This is a genomic window from Herbaspirillum sp. (assembly GCF_017744395.1).
Lineage (GTDB): Bacteria > Pseudomonadota > Gammaproteobacteria > Burkholderiales > Burkholderiaceae_D > Herbaspirillum.
Genome location: NZ_JAGIBI010000012.1, coordinates 23,345 through 46,019, shown reverse-complemented (window position 1 = coordinate 46,019; position 22,675 = coordinate 23,345). Strand labels below are relative to the sequence as shown.

The window sequence follows — 22,675 nt, the reverse complement described above, 5'->3', positions numbered from 1 at the left end:
CTTATGTGGTGAGATTTTTCTCTGCCTGATGCGTTTTTAGTTGCAAGTTGGTGCGAACCGCGATCTTTCCTCTTCGCCATCTTTTTGTCCTCACGGCTTGCTTGCCTCTGTGAGGCATGTCTTTGCGCGCCATCGCGTGGCGCATTCACCGTCATCTCCCTGGCTGGCACATCTATTGCATAAACGGTGGCAATGAAAAATTAAATTGTCACAATTTTTATGTGGTTTGTTAATTTCAGGGAGAAAACGATGCAAAAGCAAGTTCGCAAGTCCCCGTTCGGCCTGTCCTTCAAAGGTGTCGCCCTGGCTGCCATGCTGGCCTGCGGCGCGATGGCGGCGGGTTCGGCCGCCGCCCAGTCCAAACCGAAGATCAAGCTGGCCTATGCCAAGTGCGCGCACTGCATGTCGATGGCCATGGTGCCGGCGCTGGCGCAGAACGTGGAGATCGAAGGCATCAACTTCACCGCCGGTAGCGACGCGCTGACGGCGCTGGTCTCCAAGAGCGTGGACATCGCCCAGGTGACCTACCTCGCGTATGTGAGCGGCCTGGACAAGGGCTTCGACCTGGTGGCGGTGTCGGGCCAGGTCAACGGCGGTTCCGAGATGCTGTTGGGCAAGGACACCAAGCTGGCCTCGGACGACTGGGCCGGCCTGAAGAAGCTGATCGCGGACTACAAGGCGCAGGGCAAGCCCTTCCGCATCGCCGCCTCGCGCGGCAATGCGCAGGATCTGCACATGCGCGGCGAGCTGGCCGCGCACGGCATCGACCCGTCCAAGGACGTGCAGTTCGTCAATATCCCCAATCCGTCCGACCACGCGGCGGCGCTGTCGCGCGGCGAGGTCGAGCTGATCTGCTCGGTCGAGCCGTTCGCATCCCAGATCCGCATGACCGGCGTGGGCAAGCACTTCGCCTATCCGTACGACCAGGCGGCCGGCCGCCTGACCAACCTGATCGTGACCCGTTCGGACGTGATCAAGGAGCATCCGGCTGAAGTGAAGGAGACGGTGGCCGCCGTGGTCAGGCTGGTGGACGGCTTGCAGAAAGACAAGCAGGGCTGGGTCAACAGCATCGTCAAGGGCACCGGCCTGGATGCCAAGGTCGCTACCGAGGCGCTCAACAATGCCTATCCCGATTACCGCATGTACCGCACCCAGACCAAGGCTATCGCCGGCATGATGAAGGACCTGAAGTATGTCTCCGGCGACGTTTCCGCATTGGCGGAAAAGAACATGGACTACAGCTTCCTGATGGGCGTCACGGGCAAGCCGAAGTCCGAGCTGGGCTATTGATGAAGACGGAAGGAATCGCCATGAATGGATTGATGCGTTCCCTGTCGGAGGCGAAGTGGCGCTTCGCGGTTCCGGCGCTGCTGGTGCTGTTCTGGGAGGCATTCTCCCGTTCCGGCGTGATTCCGCCGGCGTTGCTGCCGGCGCCGTCGCGCGTGTTCGCCACCTGGATGGACTGGATCTTCGGCATCAACGATGCCGCCCAGGACAGCAGCGGCAAGTGGATCTACGACGCCATGGCAAGCTGCATGCGGGTGACCGCCGGTTACCTGATCGCGGCCGTGTCCGGCATCGCGCTGGGCGTGGCGATCGGCTGGTGGCGCTGGGTCGAGCGCGCCATCGAACCGACCGTGCAGATGCTGCGGCCGATCCCGCCGGTCTCGTGGATTCCGCTGGCCATCATCTGGTTCGGCATCGCCAACAAGCCGGCGATCTTCCTGGTGTTCCTCGGCGCCTTCTTCCCGATCCTGATGAATACCGTGCATGGCGTGAAGACGTCCGACCGCAACCTGCTGCGCGCCGCCGCCATGGCCGGCGCCAGGCAAGGGCAGCTGCTGCGTTTCGTGATCCTGCCGGCTGCCATGCCGAGCATCTTCGCCGGCTTGCGCATCGGCATCGGCAGCGCCTGGATGCTGACGGTGACGGCCGAGATGGTGGCGGTCAAGAGCGGCCTGGGCTATGCGCTATGGGATTCGTATTACTTCCTGCGCTATGACCTGGTGATCGCGGCGATGATCAGCATCGGCCTGCTGGGATTTCTGGCCGACTGGATATTGAAGCGGATCATGAATTCGGTGCTGCGCTGGCAGCATGTCTCCACCGTACAAGGCAAAGCGTAAGAAAGGAACATCATGGCATTCATCGAACTGAACGACATCGTCAAGGTGTTCAAGGACAGCAAGCGCGGCACGGAAATGCTGGCCATCGACAACGTCAGCCTCAAGTTGGAAAAGAAGGAATTCCTGTGCCTGCTCGGCCCCTCCGGCTGCGGCAAGTCGACGCTCTTGAACATGATCGCGGGCTTCGAGTTCCCGACCGGCGGCGAAGTCAAGGTGGCTGGCAAGGCCATCGCCGGCCCCGGCGCCGACCGCGGCATGGTGTTCCAGCAGGCCAACCTGATGCCCTGGCTGCCGGTGTGGGACAACGTCGCCTTCTCGCTCAAGCTGCAAGGCAAGAGCGCGGCCGAACGGCGCGCGGCGGCCCAGCCCTTCATCGAGACCGTGAAACTCAAGGGGTTTGAAAATCACTATCCCAGCGAGCTCTCCGGCGGCATGGCGCAGCGCGTGGGCATCGCCCGCGCCTTGCTGCAGAACCCGTCCGTGATCCTGATGGACGAGCCCTTCGCGGCCCTGGATGCGCAGACCAAGCTGGAGATGCAGGAAGAGCTGGTCGCGCTGTGGCAGCGCTATGAAGGCACCATCGTCTTCGTGACCCATAGCGTGGACGAGGCATTGATCCTGGCGACCAAGGTGGCGGTGATGACGCACCGGCCAGGGCGCATGCGCGAGCTGATCGACATCGACCTGCCGCGCCCGCGCGACACCACTACGACCGAATTCAACCGATACAAGCGCCATGTGCTGGGCCTGATCCGCGAGGAATCGGCGCTGGCGCATGCGGATGCCGCGAAGCTGGCGGCGTGAAAGGATACCAATGACGCAACGTACTTTGCTCGGCATGCTGACGCCGTCCTCCAACACTACGCTGGAGCCGGTGACCACCGCGATGATCGCCGATATCCCCGAGGCCAGCGCCCACTTCGGACGCTTCCGCGTCACCGAGATAGCACTGTCCAACCAGGCGCTGGCCCAGTTCGACGATGGCGAAATCCTGCGCGCAGCCGAGCTGCTGTCGCATGCCAAGGTCGGCAGCATCGGCTGGAATGGCACTTCGTCCGGCTGGCTCGGTTTCGAGGCGGACGAGCGTTTATGCAAGCGCATTACCGAAGCCACCGGCATTGCCGCCTGTACTTCCGTGCTGGCCTTGAACGAGATTTTCGATAAGACCGGCGTCAAACGCTTTGGACTGGTAACGCCCTACCTGGACGACGTGCAGGCCGCCATCGTCAAGAACTACGGCAGCGCCGGCTATGAATGCGTGTCCGAACGCCACTTGCGCAAGCAGGATAATTTCTCGTTCTCCGAAGTGGGCGCCGACGCGTTGCGCGCGATGGTGCGTGAAGTCGCCAAGGACAAGCCGCAGGCCATCACCATCTTCTGCACCAACCTGCGCGGTGCGCCGCTGGTGGAAGAGCTGGAGAAGGAAATCGGCATCCCTATCTATGACACCATCTCCACCGTAGTGTGGAAGTCGCTCAAGCAGGCCGGCGCCGACCCGTCGCGCATCCGCGGCTGGGGTTCATTGTTCCGCGACGTGAAGTAGGATCTTATGGACGCATTCGATGTAGTGATCCGCAACGGCACCGTGGCTACCGCTGCCGACATCATGCAGTGCGACGTCGGCATCAAGGACGGCAAGGTCGCCATGCTGGGACGTGGCCTGGCGCCCGGCAAGAAAGAGATCGATGCGACCGGCAAGCTGGTGCTGCCCGGCGGCGTGGATGCGCACTGCCACCTCGACCAACCGATGGAAGAGGGATTGAAGATGGCCGACGATTTCAGGAGCGGCACCATTTCAGCCGCTTGCGGCGGCACCACCACCGTCATCCCGTTCGCCGCCCAGGCCAAGGGCGGTTCGCTGCGCGCGGCGGTCGAGGACTACCATCGCCGCGCCGAGGGCAAAGCGGTGATCGACTACGCCTTCCACATGATCGTCAGCGACCCCAGCGAGCAGGTATTGAAGGAAGAGTTGCCGCAGCTGGTGCGGGAGGGCTATACCTCGTTCAAGATCTATATGACCTATGACGACCTGAAGCTCAATGATCGCCAGATACTCGACCTGCTGGCCCTGGCGCGGCGCGAGGGAGCGATGGTCATGGTGCACGCCGAGAACGCCGACTGCATCGGCTGGCTGACCGAGCAGTTGGAGCAGGCCGGCCTGACCGCGCCGAAATACCACGCGGCTTCGCGCCCGATGCTGGTCGAGCGCGAGGCCACGCACCGCGCCATCGCCTTGTCGGAGCTGGCGGACGTGCCGATCCTGATCGTGCATGTCTCGGGGCGGGAGGCCATCGAGCAGATCCGCTGGGCGCACGGCCACGGCCTGCGCATCTATGCCGAAACCTGTCCGCAATACCTAGTGCTGACGGCGGACCATCTCGACGACGGTTACCACGGCGCCAAGTGCGTGTGCAGTCCGCCGCCGCGCGACAAGGCCAACCAGCAATATGTATGGGACGGCCTGGCCAGCGGCCTGTTCACGGTATTCTCGTCCGACCATGCGCCGTTCCGTTACGAAGACCCGCAAGGCAAGAAACCGGGCGGCAAGGAGGTGCCGTTCCGCTACATCCCCAACGGTACGCCCGGGCTGGAGACGCGCATGCCGATCCTGTTTTCGGAAGGCGTGGGCAAAGGGCGCATCGACCTGAACCGCTTTGTCGCGCTGACCGCTACCGATCCGGCCAAGATGTACGGCCTGTATCCGCGCAAGGGCACGATCGCTATCGGCAGCGACGCCGATATCGCGATCTGGGATCCGCATAAGGAAGTCATTATCCGCAATGAGATGCTGCACCATGACGTCGATTACACGCCATATGAAGGCATGCGGATCACCGGCTGGCCCGAGACCACGCTCTCGCGCGGGGAAGTGGTGTGGGATGGCGGGCAGGTCCGGGGGGCTGTTGGCCGCGGGCAATTCCTGGCGTGCGGCTTGCCCGATCCGGCGCGCCCCAGGAAAAATATTCCTGCTTGATGGGAAAATATTTTTCGTGTCGCATGCCGGACAGCCCTTTAGCGGCGCCTAGTCCTTGCCGTAAACGCAGCAGGGGAAGGTCAAAGATAATGTCAGCCAGGCCAGTCCCGGGCACGCCAAGGGCGTGCCCGGGCGAGTTCTGGCGTTGCGCGCCGCCGATTGGCGGCGGCCATCGATGACGCCCCGGAACCCATTCCAACAACGTTCCGATGTCGATGATGAACAATCTTTCGCTCAAGAAAAAACTCTGGCTGCCCCTGATCTTCTCCCTGATCGCCTTGCTGTTCCTCTCGGTCTGGCACGCTTACCAGACCCGCGACCTGCAGATCGCCGAACGCCAGCGCGCGCTGGAAGACGTCACCGAGATGGCCTATACCGTGATCGCCGGCTACGCCAAGCTGGAGGCCGATGGCCAGATGTCGCATGAGGATGCGCAAAAGGGCGCCATCGCCCGCGTCAAGGGGCAGCGCTATACCGGCGACGGCTATGCGACCATCATCGGCGCCGATTCGACGGTGGTGATGCATCCGATCAATGCCAAGCTGGACGGCAAGAACCTGCTCGACTTCAAGGATGCCAAGGGCAACGAGCTCTACAAGATGATCGCCGCCATCGGCGCCTCGCCTGCCGGCAAGGGCTTCCTGGAGTACTGGTGGCCGCGTCCCGGCGCCGACAAGCCCAGCCCCAAGATGGGCTTCGTCAAGCGCTTCAAGCCCTGGAACTGGGATCTGATCTGCAGCGTGTACTCGGACGACATCGAAGCCGACTTCCGCAAGGCGCTGATCCAGGCCGTGGCGGTGCTGGTGGCGCTGGGCGTGCTGCTGTCGCTGATCGCCGGCCTGGTTTCGCGCAATATCTTCCGTTCCATCGGCGGCGAACCGACCGAGGCTGCCGAGATGGCGCGCAAGATCGCCGCCGGCGACCTGACCGGCACCATCCACACCGGCGCCGGCGACAACCGCAGCCTGGTGGCGGCGGTGGCCTATACGCGCGACCGCCTGGTCGATACCGTGCACGGCATCCAGAACGCCACCGAATCGATCAAGACCTCGGTGGACGAGATCGCCACCGGCAACATGGACCTGTCCAACCGCACCGAGCAGCAGGCCGGCTCGCTGGAAGAGACCGCCTCGGCGATGGAGGAGCTCACTTCCACCGTCAAGCAGAACGCCGCCAACGCCCAGCACGCCAACCAACTGGCGGCGACCGCCTCCAAGGTGGCCATCGCTGGCGGCGACGTGGTCGGCCAGGTGGTGCAGACGATGGATTCGATCAACGATTCCTCGCGCAAGATCGTCGACATCATCAGCGTGATCGACGGCATTGCCTTCCAGACCAACATCCTCGCCCTGAATGCGGCGGTGGAGGCCGCGCGCGCCGGCGAGCAGGGGCGCGGCTTCGCCGTGGTGGCTTCCGAGGTGCGTTCGCTGGCGCAGCGCTCGGCCGCGGCGGCCAAGGAAATCAAGACCTTGATCGATGATTCCGTGGGCAAGGTCGATGCCGGCACCCAACTGGTGCAGCAGGCCGGCCAGACCATGCAGGAGGTGGTCGCCAGCATCCAGGGCGTTTCCACCGTGGTCAACGAGATCGCCACCGCCAGCCACGAGCAGAGCGCCGGCATCGAGCAGGTCGGCCATGCCATCACGCAGATGGACGAAACCACGCAGCAGAACGCCGCGCTGGTGGAACAGGCCGCGGCGGCGGCGCAGTCGCTGCAGGAACAGGCGCAGAAGCTGGTGGCGCTGGTCGGCGTGTTCACGCTCGACCGCGGCCGGGCGGCGGCAGGGCAGAAGGCGCTGCCGCACTGATTGGCGGCGGCAGTCTGGACAACGGCGCCCCTGGTGGGCGCCGTTGTCGTTTGCGGGCTCCGTGGTGCGTCACGGCAGGCTTGGGCTGGAAGCATGGTGCAAAGCCAAAGATGCTGCACCAAAATGATTTGAAAAAATAATAAATCTGTAAAAATATTTTTTACAGCAGTAAATGCTGCAAAAGCCGCTTTCCTCTCTGCAATACGGCAGCACTATTTGCCGCCTCTTCTCTACCATGTAGCCGTTTTGGATGCATTGCAACATGCGCTGTTGCCATGCTCCTTTTGCCTTCCACGGAGTCCTGCATGTCGATCGAAAACGCGGTCCCCCGCGCCACCCCCAAGCCCGCCGCCAAACACAAGCCGATGAGCGGATGGTTCCTGGCCTGCGTGGTGCTGGCGATCTGCATCTGGGGCGGCAACTGGCCGGTGATGAAGATCGGCAGCCAGTTCATCTCGCCGCTGTGGTTCGCGGCCAGCCGCTTCTTCTCGGCCGCGGTATTGAGTTTCGCGATCGCCTTCGCCATCGGCAAGCTGCGCCTGCCGACGCGCCGCGAATGGCCGGTCGTTATCGGCGTGGGCGTGCTGCAGATGGGATTGTTCACGGCGCTGGTGACCGGCGCCCTGCATTTCGTCATGCCCGGCCGCGCCTCGCTGATCGCCTACGCCACCTCGATCTGGGTGGTGCCGGGGGCGGCGCTGGTGCTCAAGCAGAAGCTGACCCAGCAGCAGTCGCTGGCTTCGGTGTGCAGCTATGCCGGGATCGCGGTCATCGTGTTGCCCGCGCTGCTGCATGCCGACCTGCACAGCATGGTCGGTTACCTGATGCTGGGCGCGGCGTCGCTGTCGTGGGCCGCCAACATCCTGCAGATCAAGCTGACCCCGGGCGTGAAACTGGACTTCGACCTGCTGCCCTGGCAGACGCTGGTGGCCGCGTTGCCGCTGTGCGTACTGGCGTTCGCCTTCGAAGGCGCGCCAGCCTTCCTGCTCGACCATCACTCCTGGTACGTGATCGCCTATACCGGCCCGCTGGCTACCGCGCTGACGTTCCTGGTGGTGCTGCAGATGACCCAGCGCCTGTCGCCGGTGACGGTGTCGGTGTGCATGCTGGGCGTGCCGGTGGTCGGCTTGACGCTGTCGTCGCTGTTCTTCGGCGAGCGGCTGTCTTCCGACCTGCTGCTGGGCATGGGCTTGCTGTGCCTGGGGCTGGCCTTGCCCGCGCTGCCTTCCTTCGGCTGGCGCCGCGTGGCGCTTAGAACCCGTTTCACAATGAAACGGGTTCTTAAGGCCTGAACGGAAGCCGCGGCGTCAGCGCGCCGCCATGTAGCGTCCGATCCGTTCCACCAGCAGTTCGCGCAACGCCGTCACCGTGGGCGACAGCATCCTGCGGTGCGTGCAGACCAGGTTGAGCGGCGCGTTTTCCCCGTCGTAGTCGTCCAGCACGGTTTCCAGCCGGCCGCTGCGCAGGTCGGCCAGCACGTCCAGGCGCGACTTGTAGGCGATGCCGTGGCCGTTGGCGGCCCAGCGGTGCACCATTTCCCCATCGTCGCAGACGCGGTCGCCGTTGACCGCCACGTGCGACAACACGCCTTCCTTGATGAAACTCCAGCGCGTATGCAGCGTGTCCGACAGCAGGTAGCGCAGGCAGTTGTGCTGACGCAGGTCGGCCGGCGTGCGCGGGCGGCCGTGGCGCGCCAGGTAGTCGGGCGAGGCGCAGGCCACGCGGCGGTTGTCCGGCGCCAGCGGCAGCGCCACCAGGCTGGAGTCTTCCGGCGCGCTGTAGCGGATCGCCACGTCCACCGGCTGGCGGAACATGTCGGCCACGCGGTCGCTGATGCGCACCTGCAGCGTCACCGCCGGATGCAGCGACTGGAATTCGTCGAGCCATTGGCACATCAGGTTGCGTCCCAGGTCGGACGGCACCGACAGCGACAGGTTGCCGCCCACGATGCGGCGCCCGTGCGCCACCGCGTCGCGCCCGGTATTGACCTCGGCCAGCGTGTTGCGCGCGTATTGCAGGTAGCGCTCGCCATCGGGCGTCAGGCGCAGGCTGCGGGTGGAGCGCGTCAAGAGGCACGCGCCCAGTTCGCTTTCCAGTCGTTTCATGGCGGCGCTGGCCACGGCGGGCGTGATATCGTGCTGGCGCGCGGCGGCCGAGAGGCTGCCGTTGTCGGCGGCGCTGACGAAGATGAGCAGGTCTTCCAGGCGGATCATGGCAAGGGGCGGGAACGCAAAAAGGAAATGGCCCTTATTCTACTTTCAAAATATTTTTGAAAATGTTTCTGCGGCCATCTCCTTTTTCGAGACTGGCGGATCGCCGATGATAGCGGCCGGGGAACGCAGCAATGCGCTTCCATTCAGATCCAATGCGACCGCCATCAACAAGGAGAATCCATGAGCATCGTCCAATTCGCCAAGAAGCGCCATTCCGCCAAAGCCTTCGACCCCAACCGCAAGATTCCCGCAGGCGTGATCGCCGAGCTGCGCGAGCTGCTGCGCTTCTCGCCGTCCTCGGTCAACTCGCAACCCTGGCACTTCGTGCTGGCGTCCACCGATGCGGGCAAGGCGCGCATCGCCAAGGCGGCGGAGGCGGGTTTCCCTTATAACGTCTCCAAGATCGTCGACGCTTCGCACGTGCTGGTGCTGTGCACCCGCACCGCGATCACCGAGGCGCACCTGGAAGCGCTGCTGGCGCAGGAAGAGCATGACGGCCGCTTCGCCAATGCCGACGCCAAGGCCGGCCAGCGCGGTTCGCGCCTGTCGTACAGCGACCTGCACCGCTACGACCTGAAGGATGCGCAGCACTGGATGGACAAGCAGGTCTACCTGGCGCTGGGCACGCTGCTGCTGGGCGCGGCGACCTTCGAGATCGACGCGGTGCCGATGGAGGGCTTCAACGCCAAGGTGCTGGACGAGGAACTGGGCCTGCGCGCCAAAGGCTTCACCAGCACCGTGCTGGTCGGCCTGGGCTACAGCGGCGCCGGCGATTTCAATGCCAAGCTGCCGAAGTCGCGCCTGCCGGCAGCGACGGTGTTCACCGATATCTGAAAATGAAGATGCGGCCCGGACCTCAGATCTCCACGATCAGGTCCGGGTCGTAGCGCTCGTTCTCCGGCGTGCCGTCGCGCCGGAGATAGCCGCAGGGATTGCACACGACGCGGCAATCGCCGACGCGGTAGTCGAAGGAGTCGTGGGTGTGGCCATGCACCCACAGGTCGGCGCGTTCGACCAGCGCATCGAGGTTGGACGAGAACGCCGCCGACACCAGGTCTTGCGCATACCGTTGCGCCACCGAGCGCAGCGACGGCGCCATGTGGGTGATCACCACGGTGCGGCCGTCGAAAGGCGTTTCCAGTTTTTCCGCCAGCCAGGCGAGGTCGGCGCGGTGCAGCCGCACCGTGTCGTCCGGCGTCATCGGACGCACGCCGCCGTCTTCCACTTCGATGCGGCGATAGTCCATCATCACCGGCTCGGCCGCGGCCATCGCGCGCTGCCGGTTTTCCTCCCCGAACAAGGCGTAGTCGGTCCACAGCGTGGCGCCGAGGAAACGCACGCCGCCGATCACGGTTTCACCCCGCTCCAGCAGGCGCACGTTGGATGACGCTGCGCCCCGTTGCGCTAGATCGCGCAACGTGCCTTCCCAGGTATTCCCATAGCCTTCGTGGTTGCCGCTGACGTAGAGCACCGGCAGGCCGGCGAACGTGCGTTCGGCCCAGGCCAGCGCGCGCGCCGGCTTGTCGATGTCGCCGGCCAGGATGACGACGTCGGGGCGGCTGGCTTCGGGGCGGATGGGTGGTGCGTTTTCACGCCAGACTTCAAGGTGCAGGTCGGACAGGATCAATAGACGCATGGGGTGGGCGGGCCTTCGGCCGGCAAATAGTGGCATCGATACGACACCTTAACAGGGATTGGCCATCCCGGTGGCGCACCGATTCAACCCTTCCGCGACAGCTCGCAATACGGATGGAATTTCCTGCGTCGGCAGAGGAGATGCAATGTCGCCGGCGGCCTGGCATCGATGGCGCCGGCTCCTTGGCGGGAGAAAAATTTGCGAGTTTTTATGAGTTTATCGGCAAAGATTTTCTGTATAACGTTGTGAATAAGGGAAGCATTGCCAAGCTCCTGAGGGTGGGCCCGGACGTGTGTTTGGCAGGGGCGCGGCGGCGATGCTTCCAGTAGTCATAAGAATAGTATCGTCCGGAACGCTAGATAGATGAGAGTATTAATCGTTGAAGACGAGATCGACTGGCGCAACTCGCTTGCCGCCCATGTCGGGGGATTGGGCTACGAGGCCGGCACCTGCTCGGCCCTCGCGCAAGCGCTTGAAATCCTGAAAAACCGCCAGCCGGACATCCTGATCGCCAATGCCAGCCTGCCGGACGGCAATCTCCTGGCAGAACTCGCTTCGATCCGCCAGCATTTCCCATCGATGGGCATCGTCATCCTGGCAGCCAGCACCCGGCTGGAAGAGCGCGTGCGCGGCATGCGCGACGGCGCCGATTATTACCTGGTCAAGCCGGTCAAGCTCGATGAGATCTCGGCCACGCTCACGGCGCTGTCGCGCCGCATGAAGACCGTGCCGCACCAGCACCTGCCGGAGTCGGAGAAATGGAGCTTCAGCCGCAAGTCGGGCCGCCTGGCCGACGGCAATTCGGTATCGCTGCAATTCACCGACAAGGAAAGCATCGCGCTGGCGGCATTGCTGCAAAGCCCCAACTATCCGGTCTCGCACGCGCAGCTGTTCGACCTGCTCAGGTCCGGCGCCGAGGAATACGATTCACACCGCATCGATGCGCTGATTTACCGCGTGCGGCAGAAACTGCGTTCGCTGGAGGATGCGCCGATGCAGATCCGCAACATCTATGGCGAAGGATTCCTGATGCTGCGCCGGAGCGCATCGGTGGATATCGTGCTGGATTTCTGAGGCCGGCGGCTCGCAAAAGACGGCGATCGGAATTCGTGTCTTGGAACGGTATTCATCGCTGCTTTTACGGAAGTTGTGAAGGAGGCGGGTCGTATTGCTCATGAAATGACGGAGCGATGGCTCGCCTTGATTCTTTTGCTGCGATGCAAATTAATTCGCATCCGTTCGTCGCCAGGGTGAAGAATGAATTGGATGCTGCCATTGGCGTGAACGGCGGCAAAAAATGCTGCGTTGCGAAAGATTTGCCGCTTTCAGGTATCATGTTCCCTGTTTCGCCGCTAAAACGTAAATCTTCGCTTTGCGTTTTCCGCTGAATCTTCCTTCGCAGGCATGCCGCTTGCGATCCACCCGCTTGAAGACGATACGAAACCGGCCATCGGATCCGGGCGCCTTGGCATTTGCATCGGCAAATGCGGGGCGCACGGGCCGCGAGGGCCGCGTTGCCGGTCGTGTTGAAAAAACATGTCTATTTCCGCTCAATACTCCGGGGCCATCGACGAGTCCCGGCATCGACCCCTCACTTCCTCCGACTACAAGACGCTCGGCCTGTCGGCCCTGGGCGGCACGCTGGAATTCTATGACTTCGTCATTTACGTATTCTTCGCGGCGGTGGTCGGCAAGCTGTTCTTCCCGGCCGACATGCCGGAGTGGCTGCGCATGCTGCAGACCTTCGGCATCTTCGCCGCCGGCTACCTGGCGCGCCCGGTGGGCGGCATCATCATCGCCCACTACGGCGACGTGATCGGCCGCAAGCGCATGTTCACGCTGTCGATCTTCCTGATGGCGGTGCCGACGCTGGTGATCGGCCTGCTGCCGACCTACGCCAGCATCGGCGTGGCCGCGCCTATCCTGCTGCTGCTGATGCGCACCCTGCAGGGCGCGGCCATCGGCGGCGAGATGCCGGGCGCCTGGGTGTTCGTGGCCGAACACGTGCCGGCCAACCGCTATGGCTTCGGCGTCGGTTCGCTGACCTCGGGCATCACCGGCGGCATCCTGCTGGGTTCGCTGATGGGCATCTTCATCAACAGCGTGTTCGAACCCGGCGAGGTGGCCGGCTATGCCTGGCGCATCCCCTTCATCCTGGGCGGCGTGTTCGGCCTGGTGTCGGTCTACCTGCGCCGCTACCTCGAAGAGACGCCGGTGTTCCGCGAGCTGGCCGCGCGTCGCGCTCAGTCCCGCGAACTGCCGCTCAAGACGGTGCTGCGCGAGCACCGTGCCGCCAGCGTGCTGACCGCCGGCATGACCTGGTGCCTGTCGGGCGCCGTCGTGGTGGTGATCCTGATGACGCCGTCCTACCTGCAGACCGTGCACCACCTGCCGGCCAAATTGGTGATGCAGGCCAATTGCGCCGGCACGCTGATGCTCACCATCGGCTGCCTGGTTATCGGCTGGCTGTGCGACCGCATCGGCACGCGTGCCTCGATGATCATCGGCTGGGGCGGCCTGGCGCTGTCGAGCGTGTGGTTCTACGGCCAGTTGCCGGGTTCGCCCGAATCGCTGGTCTGGGGCTACGGGCTGGTCGGCCTGTTCGTGGGCAGTATCTCGTTGACGCCCATCGTCGCCACCCGCGCCTTCCCGCCGCCGGTGCGCTTCAGCGGTTTGTCCTTCGCCTACAACATGGCATATGCGGTGTTCGGCGGGCTGACTCCGATCCTGATTTCGCTGTGGATCAAGCAAGACGTGCAGGGGCCGGCGCACTATGTGCTGGCGCTGTCCATCCTCGGCGTGCTGCTGGCGTTCGTGCCGATGAGCAGCAAGGGATACCGCGCTGCCGGCAAGAACTGAGAACCAGGCATACCCATGAAAACCCGGAGTCCGCGATGCGGCTCCGGGTTTTGTTTTTTTGCCGCTCGCAGTCATATGGTTGTCATACGAATTACATATGATCGCCGATCAATCAAAAAAACATGACAGGGGTCGAGCATGGTGGACAGCCATTTCAGCCTTACCCCGGCGCTGGGGAGCAGCCTTTATCAGCCGACCGCAGGGGCGCTGGCGGTAGGCGTTCCGGTGGTCTCGTTCGATGAGAACAATGCCAAGGTGCTGGAAATCTTCGGCCAGCACAGGGAGCTGGTCAGCTTGCCGGTAGTCGAGCAGGGGCGGCCGATCGGCCTGATCAGCCGGCATATCTTCATGTCGCAGATGTCCAAGCCCTACCACCGCGAACTGTACGAGCGCAAAAGCTGCATCGCGTTCATGGACAAGGATCCGCTGATCGCCGACGCCGATACCCCGATCGAGACGCTGGGCGCGCTGGCGGTGGCTTCCGGCGACAAGACGCTGGCCGACGGTTTCCTGATCGTGCAGGACGGCAAGCTGTCGGGCCTGGGCTCGGGGCTGGAGCTGATGCGCATGCTGGTGGCCCAGCAGGAAGAAAAGAACCGCCAGGTGATGCAGAGCATCGACTACGCCAGCGTCATCCAGCGCGCCATGCTGAGCGCGTCGCGCTCGGCCATGTCGCAGGCGCTGGACGATGCCTGCCTGGTCTGGGAGCCGCGCGACGTGGTCGGCGGCGACTTCTACCATTTCGAACACCATGCCGACGGCTGGTTCGCCGCCGTTGCCGACTGTACCGGCCACGGCGTGCCCGGCGCCTTCCTGACCCTGATCGCTTCCTCGTCGCTGAAGCAGGCGCTGGAGCTGTACGGCCCGCGCGACCCGGCGCGGGTGATGCACGAGGTCAACCGCGGCATGAAGCGGGTGCTGGGCCAGCAGGCGGGTTCGGACAAGCCGTCGGAATCCGACGACGGCATGGACGCCTGTTTCTTCTGGTTCGAGACCGCATCGCGCCGGCTGGTCTGCGCCAACGCCAAGATGCCGCTGTTCGTCTTGTCCGGCGACGGCGCAACGGTGGAAGCCATCGAAGGCCAGCGCACCGGCCTGGGCTATGTGGATACGCCCGACGGCATGCAGTGGGAAAACCGCAGCATCGAAGTGGAGCCGGGCGCGCTCATCTTCGTTTCCACCGACGGCGTGACCGACCAGATCGGCGGCGCCAAGAACATCGCCTTCGGCAAGCAGCGCCTGCGCAAGCTGCTGCAGGAGCACAGCGACGCGCCGATGCCGGAACTGGGCCGGCAGGTGATGGCGGCGCACCGCCAGTACCAGGGCGCGCAGCGCCGGCGCGACGACGTCACATTTTTCGGGTGCCGGCCGGGCGCGGCGCCTTTCAACAACCACAGGCAACAAGAGCAACGGACATGAGCGTCATTGAGCGGGAATGGGAGTGGGCCGATTTCTACAGCTACGTCGAACGGCGCGACGTGATCTTCTACTACGTCGGCTATTTTTCGCAAACGATCATCGCGGCCATGGCCGATGCGGTCAAGTTGCGGGTCGAGCATACCGGCGCGGTCGCGCAGACCCGCCGCAAGCTGTTTTCGTCCTTCATCGAGATGGCGCAGAACATCCTGCATTACTCGTCCGACCTGCATGAGAAGGAAGGCCAGGCGACCGAACCGTTGATGCGGCATGGCGCGGTCTTCATCTCGCTGACCGAAGGGCGCTACTACCTGCATTGCGCCAATCCGGTCCGCAGCGAGATCGTCGAGAGCTTGCGAGAAAAGCTGGCGCACCTGCGTTCGCTGACCATCGACGAGATCAAGTCCGAATACAAGGAAATGCTGCGTGCGGAAACGCCGTCCGACAGCAAGGGCGCCGGCCTCGGTTTCCTGACCATGGCGCGCGATGCCAGCGCGCCGCTCGATTTCGAATTCTCGCCCGCCGCCGCGGACGACACCTCGATGTTCTACCTGAGGGCCACCATCTGAGGGGCCGGCGTATTCAGTCCGGTATCCGGCCCGTATTTTTGGAATGAATGTATGGATAACTTATTTATAGCGGCCAGTCCCAGTTCCCCGGAAGTGGATTTCCGCTTCGATGAACGCACGCTCTCCCTGAAAGGGGAGTCCTATCCCGAAAACGCGGCCCAGTTCTGGGGCGAGATCATCGCCGCGCTGCGCCGCTTCCTGGCCGCTGACGATGCGTCCGCCGCCATCACCGTGAACGTGGCGCTGGCCTACTTCAACAGCTCCAGCACCAAGATGCTGTTCTCGCTGTTCGATGCCTTGAACGAGAAGGCCGAGTCCGGCGCCGAGGTGGTGCTGAACTGGTACCACGACGAAGACGACGACACCATTTTCGAATTCGGGCAGGAACTGCAGGAGGATTTCCCCGCGCTCGCTTTCCATGACCATGCGGTAAAGAGCCAATGACCGACGCTGACCTTTTCGAGGCGGAAGCGGAAGCGCTGGAAAGCGCCCGGCGCGTGCTGGCCAGCGGCACCGGCGAGCTCGACCATTATCGCGGGGCGCTGGAAGTGCTGGTGCAGAACTACGGCCAGCTGATGCGCCAGAGCCGCCGCCTGATCTCGCGCAGCGACCGCACCGAGCGCGAACTGAACCAGCTCAATTCACGGTTGCAGCAGCTCAGCGACGAACTCGACTACAAGGCCCGGCACGACAACCTGACCGGCGCCCTGAACCGCGGCGCGGTGTTCGACTGCGCGCGCCAGATCCTGGAAAAATCGGCGATGTCGCTGGTGGTGCTCGATATCGATTTCTTCAAGCGCATCAACGACGAGTTCGGCCACCCCACCGGCGACGCGGTCATCCGCGAACTGGTGAGCCGGCTGCGCAACGTGGTCGATGGCATGGGATTGATCGGCCGCGTCGGCGGCGAGGAGTTTTCCATCCTGCTGCCCGGCATGCCGCTGGACGAGGCCGTGGCGCTGGCTGAAAAGATCCGCGCCGCGATCGCCGGCGAGCGCTTTTGCTGCCTGTCGGCGCGGCCGGTGACATCGAGCTTCGGCGTCGCCTGGAGCGCGGCGCAAGGCAATTTCGAAGATGCCTACGCGCGCGCCGACGAGGCCTTGTACCGCGCCAAGCGCGGCGGCCGCAACCACGTCGAACGCGAACAGTAATTCAGACCGACCGGGTCAGTCCGCCGTCGACGCGGATGTTCTGGCCCGTGATATAGGCCGCGCCCTCGGACGCGAGGAAGGCCACGGTCGCCGCGATCTCCTCGCTTTTCCCATACCGCTGCATCGGCACGCTGGCGCGGCGCTCTTCGCGCGCCGGCAGGCTGTCGATCCAGCCCGGCAGGATGTTGTTGATGCGGATGTTGTCCTTGGCGTAGGTGTCGGCGAAGATCTTCGTGAACGCCGCCAGGCCCGAACGGAACACCGCCGAGGTCGGGAACATGTCGCTAGGCTCGAACGCCCAGGCGGTGGAGATGTTGATGATGGCGCCGCCTTTTTGCTGCTGCATGAACGGCGTCACCAGCCGGGTCGGGCGGATCACGTTGAGGAGATAGGTGTCCATGCCGCGGTGCCAGTCGTCGTCGCTGATTTCCAGGATAGGCGCGCGCGGGCCGTGCCCGGCGCTGTTGACCAGCACGTCGATGCGGCCCCATTGCGCCACCGCCAGATCGACCAGTGCCTTGAGGTCGTCGGCTGACTGGTTGGAGCCGGTCACGCCAATGCCGCCCAGTTCTTTGGCCAGCGCCTCGCCCTTGCCGGAAGAGGAGAGGATGGCGATCTTGTAGCCGTCCGCCGCCAGTTTCTTCGCGGCGGCGGCGCCCATGCCGCTGCCGCCGGCGGTGATCAGGGCAACCTTGTCAGTCATGGAAAATCCTTTGTGTGTATGTGTAGAGTGTGGATTGAATGGAATGGCGGGATTCTAGCCGTATTGCGCGCACTTATCCGAGGCGCGCCTCGCTGGGCGGATGGCCGATGATGCGCTTGAAGGCGCGGCTGAACGAGGCTTCCGAATCGTAGCCCAGGCGGTTGGCGACCACCGCCACGCGCATGCCTTCGCGCGCGATCCAGTGGCGCGCCTGGAACATCTTCACGCGCGCCACGTACTTGGCCGGCGTTTCGCCGACGGTATTGGAAAACTTCTCGATGAAGCTGGAGCGCGACGCGCCCATCACCCCGGCCAGTTCCGCCACCGACCATTCGCGTTCCGGTTGGCGATGCACCGCCGCCAGCACGCGCCCGACCTGCGGGCAGCGCACGGCGGCGATCCAGCCGGTGGCATCGCTGCAGGCGCATTCGACCCAGGCGCGGATGATGCTGGCCGACAGCACATCGGCCAGGCGCGCCAGGATGCCGCAGGCGCCGATGCGGTTCAGGGTCACTTCGCGCTCCATCGCCTCCAGCATGGGAAGCACCGCCGGGTCCCGTTGCGCCAGGTCGTTGGCGCGCATGACATCGGGCATCATCGCCAGCAGCGGATGCAAGGGGTCGAGGTTGAAGCGCATCGTGCCGGTGAACAGGGTGTGCGACGGTTCGGCCTCGGTGCCGGCATCGGCCTCGGCGTTTGCCGTTTGCGCGGGCTTGGCGCCGACAGCCGCGCAGCCTGTGCCGTTGACCAGGTAGAGGTTTTCCGACACGGCCTTGCGCGCCAGCGTATCGATGTCCACGCAAGGCGCATCCGGCGAACTCGCCAGCACATGGAAGGTGCTGCGCGGCAACAGCAGCGCGTCGCCGGTGCGGAGCTGGATCCAGTCGGTCGCTTGCGTGCGCATCCAGCAATCGCCTTGCGCGACGAAATGGAAGGTCGCCTCGGGTCTGGCGGGGAACGCCACCGCCCACGGCTCGCGCATCACGCAGCGGCCATACTCCACCCCGTCCAGGCGCAAGCCCAGCAGGATCTCGGTCAGGGGATCGGGAATGTCTTTGGCGGCCATGGGGGAAGCACCTTTCGTTGTCTTGGACGAATAGTCAAGAGAATAGACGTTAATGGCATGGAAAGTCCAGTGGCTTGACCGTAGACTGCGGCATCCACCTTATATTGAGGACCGCCATGTCTGATTCCGCTTGCATTGAATGCCCCGATTCGTCCTACCCGGGCGACCCGGCCGCCATGACCGCCGACACTTCCGGCCGCGCCAACTGGGCCGGCATCGCCAGCCTGGCGCTGGGCGTGTTTGGCCTGGTGACCGCCGAATTCCTGCCGGCCAGCCTGCTGACGGCCATGTCGACCGACCTGGGCGTGTCGGACGGCGCCGCCGGCCAGGCCGTGACTGCCACCGCCATCGTCGGCGCCATCGCCGCGCCGACGATTCCGGTGCTCACGCGCAACTTCGACCGCAAGAAGGTGGTGCTGGCACTGACCGCCTTGCTGGTGCTGTCGAACGTGCTGGCGGTGACTGCCGGCAGCCTGTCGGTGCTGCTGGTCTCGCGCGTGATGCTGGGCGTCGCGCTGGGCGGTTTCTGGTCGATGGCCGCCGCGCTGGCGATGCGCCTGGTGCCGGAAAACGTATTCGCGCGCGCCATGTCCCTGATCCTCACCGGCGTATCGGTGGCCACCGTCTGCGCCGCCCCCATCGGCGCTTACATGGGCAACCTGTGGGGCTGGCGCAGCGCCTTCGTGGCGGCCGGTATCGTCAGCGTGGCGACGCTCGCGGTGCAGGTGTTCGCCATTCCCAAGCTGCCGCCCAAGGACAATCCGAACCTGAAGGTGCTGTTCGAACTGCTGGGCCGCTCCCATGTACGGGTAGCCTTGCTGGCCGTGCTGCTGGTGATCTCGGGCCACTTCGCCGGGTTCACCTATATCCGTCCGCTGATGGAACACATCACGCATCTGTCGGTGGCTACTATCTCGGCGGTGCTGCTGGGCTACGGCATCGGCGGCTTCTTCGGCAACTTCGCCGGGGCCTTCATCGCCGAACGCAGCGAGCGCCATGCCATCGTCTTCGGCGGGGCGGCGATTACCGTGCTGGCCGTCGCGCTGTGGGTGGCCGGCACATCGTCGGCGGTGACGGCGGTGTCGATCGCGCTCTGGGGCTTCGCCTTCGGCGCCTTCCCGGTCGGTTTCCAGACCTGGATCGTGCGCGCCGCGCCGGACCAGGCCGAAGGCGCGGGCGGCTTGCTGGTGGCGGCCTTCCAGATCGCCATCGCCAGCGGCGCGGTCGGCGGCGGCATCCTGGTCGACCAGGTCGGCGCGTTGGGCGGCCCCATCTTCGCCGCCATCGCGATCATGCTGGGCACCTTGCTGACCTTGCGCTACGGCCCGCGTCCGGCGCGCATCGAAACCGCGTGAAGCCGCTGTCGCGATGTTTTCCAACCTGAAAGCGAGTTAACGACATGCCATCCGATAAGCCCGTCAACCGTCGCATCGTCCTGGCCGCCCGTCCGCATGGCGTGCCGGTTCCCGCCGATTTTCGCCTGGAGCAGGGGCCGGTGCCGGCGCCGCAGGAAGGCCAGGTATTGTTGCGCACGGAATGGCTGTCGCTTGATCCTTACATGCGCAACCTGATGGAGGAAACCGGGCCGGGATATGCCGAGTCGATGTCCCTGGGCGCGACCATGGTCGGCGGCACCGTCAGCCGGGTCGTTGAATCGCGCCATCCGCAGTTCAAGGCCGGCGAGCTGGTGGTCGCCTACGCCGGGTGGCAGGACTACGGGATTTCCGATGGCAGCGACCTCATGCCGTTGGGCGACATCGGGCAGCCTTCGCTGGCGCTGGGCGGGCTCGGCATGCCGGGGTTCACGGCCTATGTCGGCATGCTGGATATCGGCGAGCCGAAACCGGGTGAAACGGTGGTGGTCGGTGCCGCCACAGGCGCGGTCGGGGCGGTGGCCGGGCAGATTGCGAAACTCAAGGGAGCGCGCGTGGTGGGCATCGCCGGCGGCCCCGACAAATGCCGCTACGCCGTGGAGGAACTCGGTTTCGACGCCTGCGTGGACCATCGCGACCCGCAGTTCGCGCAGCGCCTCGCGGCTGCCTGCCACGATGGCATCGACGTGTATTTCGAGAGCATCGGCGGCGCGGTGTTCGATGCCGTGCAGCCGCTGCTCAACCTCAATGCGCGCGTGCCGGTATGCGGCTTCATCTCACACTACAACGACAAAACGGCAAGCGGCCCGGATCGCCTGCCGGGATGGATGGCGACGCTGCTGGCCAAGCGCATCCGCATGCAGGGCCTGATCATCCTCGACCATTACGCCACGCGCTTCGATGCCTTCCGCCGGGACATGCTGGCATGGCATGCCGCTGGCCAAGTGAAGCTGCGCGAAGATATCGTCGACGGGCTGGAAAACGCCCCCACGGCATTCATCGGCCTGCAGCAGGGCCGCAATTTCGGCAAGCTGGTGGTGCGCGTCGCCGGGACCTGAGAGAAAGGCTTATTGGCGCGCCGCCAGCAGCAATGCGCCGGCGCCGATGAAGAAGCCGCCGGTCGCCTTGTTCAGGCGCGCCACGCCGCGCGAGGTGCGGATGAAGTGGCGGATCTGCTTGCCGCAGGCGGAGTAGACCGTGCTGGAGACGAACTCGGCGCCCAGGTAGATCGACCCCAGCACCAGGAATTGATGCGGAGCCGGCCGCGACTGGTCGATGAATTGCGGGAAGATCGCGGCGAACAGCATGATGGCTTTGGGGTTGGTGATGCCGAGCAGGAATTCCTGCATGACCAGCGCCCGAATGCCTTTTTGGGATGGGCGGCCAGCAGTCGGCGCCGTGCCGTCGGCCAGTTCCAGCCCCTGGAATTCGCGGCTGCGCCAGGCGCGCCAGCCGAGATAGAACAGATAGAGCGCGCCGACCCACTTGACCGCCGTAAACGCCGTTTCCGACGCCAGCAGCATGGCGCCCAGCCCGATCGCTGAAATCGTCAGGAAAATGGCGAACGCTGCCACGCGGCCGAAGGTCGCCAGCAAGGCGGCGGCGATGCCGCGCCGGATACCGTTGTTAAGTGCACAAAAGTTGTTCGGGCCGGGAACCAGGGCCAGCATGATGGCAACGGGGATGAAGAAGAGGGCATCCATGGGAATCGTCTTCGATGCAGGAAAAGACTGACGATTCTATAGCAGCGCCGGCACGTCCGGTAAAAATGCCTTACGCTGCATGCTGTTCCCATGACTGTCCAGGTTCCCATGAGCGATCTAATGCTGGCGAGTGCCTCCAGCGCCGATGCGGCCGCAGGCGATGAACTGGCGGCGCTGGCGCATCTGTTGTTCGCGCGCGGCCAGGTGCTGGTGCTGACCGGCGCCGGTATCAGCACCGCTTCCGGCATTCCCGATTATCGCGACGAAGACGGCGTGCGCCGCGGCCGCCTGCCGATCCAGGGCGCCGAATTCCGCGCCTCGGAGGCGGCGCGCAAGCGCTACTGGGCGCGCAGCATGCTGGGGTGGCCGCGCCTGGCGCAGGCGCGGCCCAATGCCGCGCACCTGGCCATCGCGCAACTGGAGGCGGCCGGGCGTGTGGCTGGCGTGCTCACCCAGAACGTCGACGGCCTGCACCAGCAAGCCGGCAGTCGCCGGGTGATCGAACTGCATGGCAGCATTCACGCGGTGCGTTGCCTGTCTTGCGGCACGATGCATGAGCGGGCGCAGGTACAAGAGGAACTGGAGCGGCTCAACCCGGCGCTGGCGCACGCCGAGGCCGCTGCCTTGCCCGATGGCGACGCCCAACTGGAACCGGACGCCGATGCCGATTTCCATGTGCCGCCGTGCGGCCGCTGCGGCGGCATGCTGCAGCCGGATGTGGTGTTCTTCGGCGACGGCGTTCCCGCCGCGCGCAGCGCCGAAGCGGAACAGGCCGTGCATGCCTGCGATGCCATGCTGGTGGTGGGATCGTCGCTGATGGTGCTGTCGGGATTCCGTTTCGCCCGCATGGCGGCGCAAGCGGGCAAGTCGCTCGCGGCCATCAATCGCGGCCTGACGCGTGCCGATCCGCTGCTTGCCTTGAAGCTTGCGGCATCGGCCGAGTCGGTGCTGCCGCGGCTGGCGTTGCTGCTGCTGGAAGGGCAACGTGGCTGATTGTGCGGCTGCATATCGATATCCGTTTTCCTTCCTTCAGCCGGGGGGCTGTGCTGCCAGATAATTCCTGGGATTCACCATCCCG

General features: G+C 64.5%; 23 protein-coding genes. 18 read left to right on the top strand and 5 right to left on the bottom strand.

The genetic code is table 11. The annotated features are described in order from the left end of the window. The first annotated feature begins 249 nt into the window (after positions 1-249). From J7548_RS19890 to J7548_RS19860, 7 genes are all read left to right on the top strand, one after another. The gene (locus J7548_RS19890) at positions 250-1,290 is read left to right on the top strand and encodes an ABC transporter substrate-binding protein (protein ID WP_290978040.1); all 1,041 of its coding nucleotides are present in this window, start codon (positions 250-252) and stop codon (positions 1,288-1,290) included. Positions 1,291-1,310: 20 nt separating this feature from the next. Next, positions 1,311-2,126, top strand: a complete 816-nt coding sequence (locus tag J7548_RS19885) for an ABC transporter permease (protein WP_290978038.1) — start codon at positions 1,311-1,313, stop codon at positions 2,124-2,126. A 12-nt stretch (positions 2,127-2,138) separates the two neighbouring features. Further along, the gene (locus tag J7548_RS19880) at positions 2,139-2,930 is read left to right on the top strand and encodes an ABC transporter ATP-binding protein (RefSeq protein WP_290978036.1); all 792 of its coding nucleotides are present in this window, start codon (positions 2,139-2,141) and stop codon (positions 2,928-2,930) included. Between the two features lie 10 nt (positions 2,931-2,940). After that, positions 2,941-3,669, top strand: a complete 729-nt coding sequence (locus tag J7548_RS19875) for an aspartate/glutamate racemase family protein (protein ID WP_290978034.1) — start codon at positions 2,941-2,943, stop codon at positions 3,667-3,669. 6 nt (positions 3,670-3,675) lie between these two features. Continuing rightward, on the top strand, positions 3,676-5,100 hold the full coding sequence (hydA, locus tag J7548_RS19870; protein WP_290978032.1) for a dihydropyrimidinase: 1,425 nt from the start codon (positions 3,676-3,678) through the stop codon (positions 5,098-5,100). Positions 5,101-5,318: 218 nt separating this feature from the next. Then, positions 5,319-6,908: a methyl-accepting chemotaxis protein gene (locus J7548_RS19865; protein ID WP_290978115.1), complete on the top strand. Its 1,590-nt coding sequence runs from the start codon at positions 5,319-5,321 to the stop codon at positions 6,906-6,908. A gap of 305 nt (positions 6,909-7,213) precedes the next feature. Beyond that, on the top strand, positions 7,214-8,200 hold the full coding sequence (locus J7548_RS19860) for a DMT family transporter (protein WP_290978030.1): 987 nt from the start codon (positions 7,214-7,216) through the stop codon (positions 8,198-8,200). 15 nt (positions 8,201-8,215) lie between these two features. Here the strand turns inward: J7548_RS19860 and J7548_RS19855 are convergent, their stop codons facing one another. Continuing rightward, a complete protein-coding gene (locus tag J7548_RS19855) occupies positions 8,216-9,121 on the bottom strand; it encodes a LysR family transcriptional regulator (RefSeq protein WP_290978028.1) in 906 nt (301 codons plus the stop codon). Between the two features lie 180 nt (positions 9,122-9,301). Between J7548_RS19855 and nfsB the strand changes: the two genes are divergently transcribed. After that, positions 9,302-9,955 carry an oxygen-insensitive NAD(P)H nitroreductase gene (gene nfsB, locus J7548_RS19850; protein WP_290978026.1) on the top strand — a complete coding sequence of 218 codons (654 nt, stop codon included), beginning with the start codon at positions 9,302-9,304 and terminating at the stop codon, positions 9,953-9,955. Between the two features lie 22 nt (positions 9,956-9,977). Here nfsB and J7548_RS19845 read toward each other — a convergent pair whose 3' ends face one another. Beyond that, complete coding sequence (locus tag J7548_RS19845; protein ID WP_290978024.1) at positions 9,978-10,757, bottom strand: metallophosphoesterase family protein; 780 nt, start codon at positions 10,755-10,757, stop codon at positions 9,978-9,980. A gap of 363 nt (positions 10,758-11,120) precedes the next feature. Here J7548_RS19845 and J7548_RS19840 point away from each other — a divergent pair, with 363 nt between their 5' ends. The 7 genes from J7548_RS19840 to J7548_RS19810 all read left to right on the top strand — a co-directional run bounded on the left by J7548_RS19840 (position 11,121) and on the right by J7548_RS19810 (position 16,752). After that, positions 11,121-11,831, top strand: a complete 711-nt coding sequence (locus J7548_RS19840; RefSeq protein ID WP_290978022.1) for a response regulator transcription factor — start codon at positions 11,121-11,123, stop codon at positions 11,829-11,831. 116 nt (positions 11,832-11,947) lie between these two features. Continuing rightward, positions 11,948-12,145: a hypothetical protein gene (locus J7548_RS19835; protein ID WP_290978020.1), complete on the top strand. Its 198-nt coding sequence runs from the start codon at positions 11,948-11,950 to the stop codon at positions 12,143-12,145. A 148-nt stretch (positions 12,146-12,293) separates the two neighbouring features. Next, entirely contained in the window at positions 12,294-13,616 is a 1,323-nt protein-coding gene (locus J7548_RS19830; protein WP_290978018.1) for an MFS transporter, read from the top strand. 138 nt (positions 13,617-13,754) lie between these two features. Further along, the gene (locus J7548_RS19825; protein ID WP_290978016.1) at positions 13,755-15,035 is read left to right on the top strand and encodes a SpoIIE family protein phosphatase; all 1,281 of its coding nucleotides are present in this window, start codon (positions 13,755-13,757) and stop codon (positions 15,033-15,035) included. After that, a complete protein-coding gene (locus tag J7548_RS19820; RefSeq protein WP_290978014.1) occupies positions 15,032-15,601 on the top strand; it encodes a SiaB family protein kinase in 570 nt (189 codons plus the stop codon). The genes J7548_RS19825 and J7548_RS19820 overlap by 4 nt, the downstream gene beginning before the upstream one ends. 51 nt (positions 15,602-15,652) lie before the next feature. After that, positions 15,653-16,045: a DUF1987 domain-containing protein gene (locus J7548_RS19815; RefSeq protein ID WP_290978012.1), complete on the top strand. Its 393-nt coding sequence runs from the start codon at positions 15,653-15,655 to the stop codon at positions 16,043-16,045. Continuing rightward, complete coding sequence (locus J7548_RS19810; RefSeq protein ID WP_290978011.1) at positions 16,042-16,752, top strand: GGDEF domain-containing protein; 711 nt, start codon at positions 16,042-16,044, stop codon at positions 16,750-16,752. Before J7548_RS19815 ends, J7548_RS19810 begins: the two co-directional genes overlap by 4 nt. A 1-nt stretch (position 16,753) precedes the next feature. Here the strand turns inward: J7548_RS19810 and J7548_RS19805 are convergent, their stop codons facing one another. Further along, positions 16,754-17,455, bottom strand: coding sequence for an SDR family oxidoreductase (locus tag J7548_RS19805; protein WP_290978010.1), 702 nt, complete (start codon positions 17,453-17,455; stop codon positions 16,754-16,756). A gap of 73 nt (positions 17,456-17,528) precedes the next feature. Further along, a complete protein-coding gene (locus J7548_RS19800) occupies positions 17,529-18,521 on the bottom strand; it encodes an AraC family transcriptional regulator (protein ID WP_290978008.1) in 993 nt (330 codons plus the stop codon). Positions 18,522-18,637: 116 nt separating this feature from the next. Here J7548_RS19800 and J7548_RS19795 point away from each other — a divergent pair, with 116 nt between their 5' ends. After that, positions 18,638-19,876, top strand: coding sequence for an MFS transporter (locus J7548_RS19795; RefSeq protein WP_290978006.1), 1,239 nt, complete (start codon positions 18,638-18,640; stop codon positions 19,874-19,876). 44 nt (positions 19,877-19,920) lie between these two features. Continuing rightward, entirely contained in the window at positions 19,921-20,952 is a 1,032-nt protein-coding gene (locus J7548_RS19790) for an NADP-dependent oxidoreductase (protein WP_290978004.1), read from the top strand. Positions 20,953-20,961: 9 nt separating this feature from the next. Here J7548_RS19790 and J7548_RS19785 read toward each other — a convergent pair whose 3' ends face one another. After that, positions 20,962-21,597 (bottom strand): LysE family translocator, encoded by a 636-nt coding sequence (locus tag J7548_RS19785; RefSeq protein ID WP_290978002.1) that lies wholly within the window; start codon positions 21,595-21,597, stop codon positions 20,962-20,964. A 108-nt stretch (positions 21,598-21,705) separates the two neighbouring features. Between J7548_RS19785 and J7548_RS19780 the strand changes: the two genes are divergently transcribed. Then, the gene (locus J7548_RS19780) at positions 21,706-22,590 is read left to right on the top strand and encodes an NAD-dependent protein deacetylase (RefSeq protein ID WP_290978000.1); all 885 of its coding nucleotides are present in this window, start codon (positions 21,706-21,708) and stop codon (positions 22,588-22,590) included. Positions 22,591-22,675 lie beyond the last annotated feature (85 nt).

Bases quoted from the DNA above. Each gene is read 5' to 3' on its own strand.
- J7548_RS19890 (WP_290978040.1), top strand. From the start codon at position 250: ATGCAAAAGCAAGTTCGCAAGTCCCCGTTCGGCCTGTCCTTCAAAGGT.
- J7548_RS19885 (WP_290978038.1), top strand. From the start codon at position 1,311: ATGAATGGATTGATGCGTTCCCTGTCGGAGGCGAAGTGGCGCTTCGCG.
- J7548_RS19880 (WP_290978036.1), top strand. From the start codon at position 2,139: ATGGCATTCATCGAACTGAACGACATCGTCAAGGTGTTCAAGGACAGC.
- J7548_RS19875 (WP_290978034.1), top strand. From the start codon at position 2,941: ATGACGCAACGTACTTTGCTCGGCATGCTGACGCCGTCCTCCAACACT.
- hydA (WP_290978032.1), top strand. From the start codon at position 3,676: ATGGACGCATTCGATGTAGTGATCCGCAACGGCACCGTGGCTACCGCT.
- J7548_RS19865 (WP_290978115.1), top strand. From the start codon at position 5,319: ATGAACAATCTTTCGCTCAAGAAAAAACTCTGGCTGCCCCTGATCTTC.
- J7548_RS19860 (WP_290978030.1), top strand. From the start codon at position 7,214: ATGTCGATCGAAAACGCGGTCCCCCGCGCCACCCCCAAGCCCGCCGCC.
- J7548_RS19855 (WP_290978028.1), bottom strand. From the start codon at position 9,121: ATGATCCGCCTGGAAGACCTGCTCATCTTCGTCAGCGCCGCCGACAAC.
- nfsB (WP_290978026.1), top strand. From the start codon at position 9,302: ATGAGCATCGTCCAATTCGCCAAGAAGCGCCATTCCGCCAAAGCCTTC.
- J7548_RS19845 (WP_290978024.1), bottom strand. From the start codon at position 10,757: ATGCGTCTATTGATCCTGTCCGACCTGCACCTTGAAGTCTGGCGTGAA.
- J7548_RS19840 (WP_290978022.1), top strand. From the start codon at position 11,121: ATGAGAGTATTAATCGTTGAAGACGAGATCGACTGGCGCAACTCGCTT.
- J7548_RS19835 (WP_290978020.1), top strand. From the start codon at position 11,948: ATGGCTCGCCTTGATTCTTTTGCTGCGATGCAAATTAATTCGCATCCG.
- J7548_RS19830 (WP_290978018.1), top strand. From the start codon at position 12,294: ATGTCTATTTCCGCTCAATACTCCGGGGCCATCGACGAGTCCCGGCAT.
- J7548_RS19825 (WP_290978016.1), top strand. From the start codon at position 13,755: ATGGTGGACAGCCATTTCAGCCTTACCCCGGCGCTGGGGAGCAGCCTT.
- J7548_RS19820 (WP_290978014.1), top strand. From the start codon at position 15,032: ATGAGCGTCATTGAGCGGGAATGGGAGTGGGCCGATTTCTACAGCTAC.
- J7548_RS19815 (WP_290978012.1), top strand. From the start codon at position 15,653: ATGGATAACTTATTTATAGCGGCCAGTCCCAGTTCCCCGGAAGTGGAT.
- J7548_RS19810 (WP_290978011.1), top strand. From the start codon at position 16,042: ATGACCGACGCTGACCTTTTCGAGGCGGAAGCGGAAGCGCTGGAAAGC.
- J7548_RS19805 (WP_290978010.1), bottom strand. From the start codon at position 17,455: ATGACTGACAAGGTTGCCCTGATCACCGCCGGCGGCAGCGGCATGGGC.
- J7548_RS19800 (WP_290978008.1), bottom strand. From the start codon at position 18,521: ATGGCCGCCAAAGACATTCCCGATCCCCTGACCGAGATCCTGCTGGGC.
- J7548_RS19795 (WP_290978006.1), top strand. From the start codon at position 18,638: ATGTCTGATTCCGCTTGCATTGAATGCCCCGATTCGTCCTACCCGGGC.
- J7548_RS19790 (WP_290978004.1), top strand. From the start codon at position 19,921: ATGCCATCCGATAAGCCCGTCAACCGTCGCATCGTCCTGGCCGCCCGT.
- J7548_RS19785 (WP_290978002.1), bottom strand. From the start codon at position 21,597: ATGGATGCCCTCTTCTTCATCCCCGTTGCCATCATGCTGGCCCTGGTT.
- J7548_RS19780 (WP_290978000.1), top strand. From the start codon at position 21,706: ATGAGCGATCTAATGCTGGCGAGTGCCTCCAGCGCCGATGCGGCCGCA.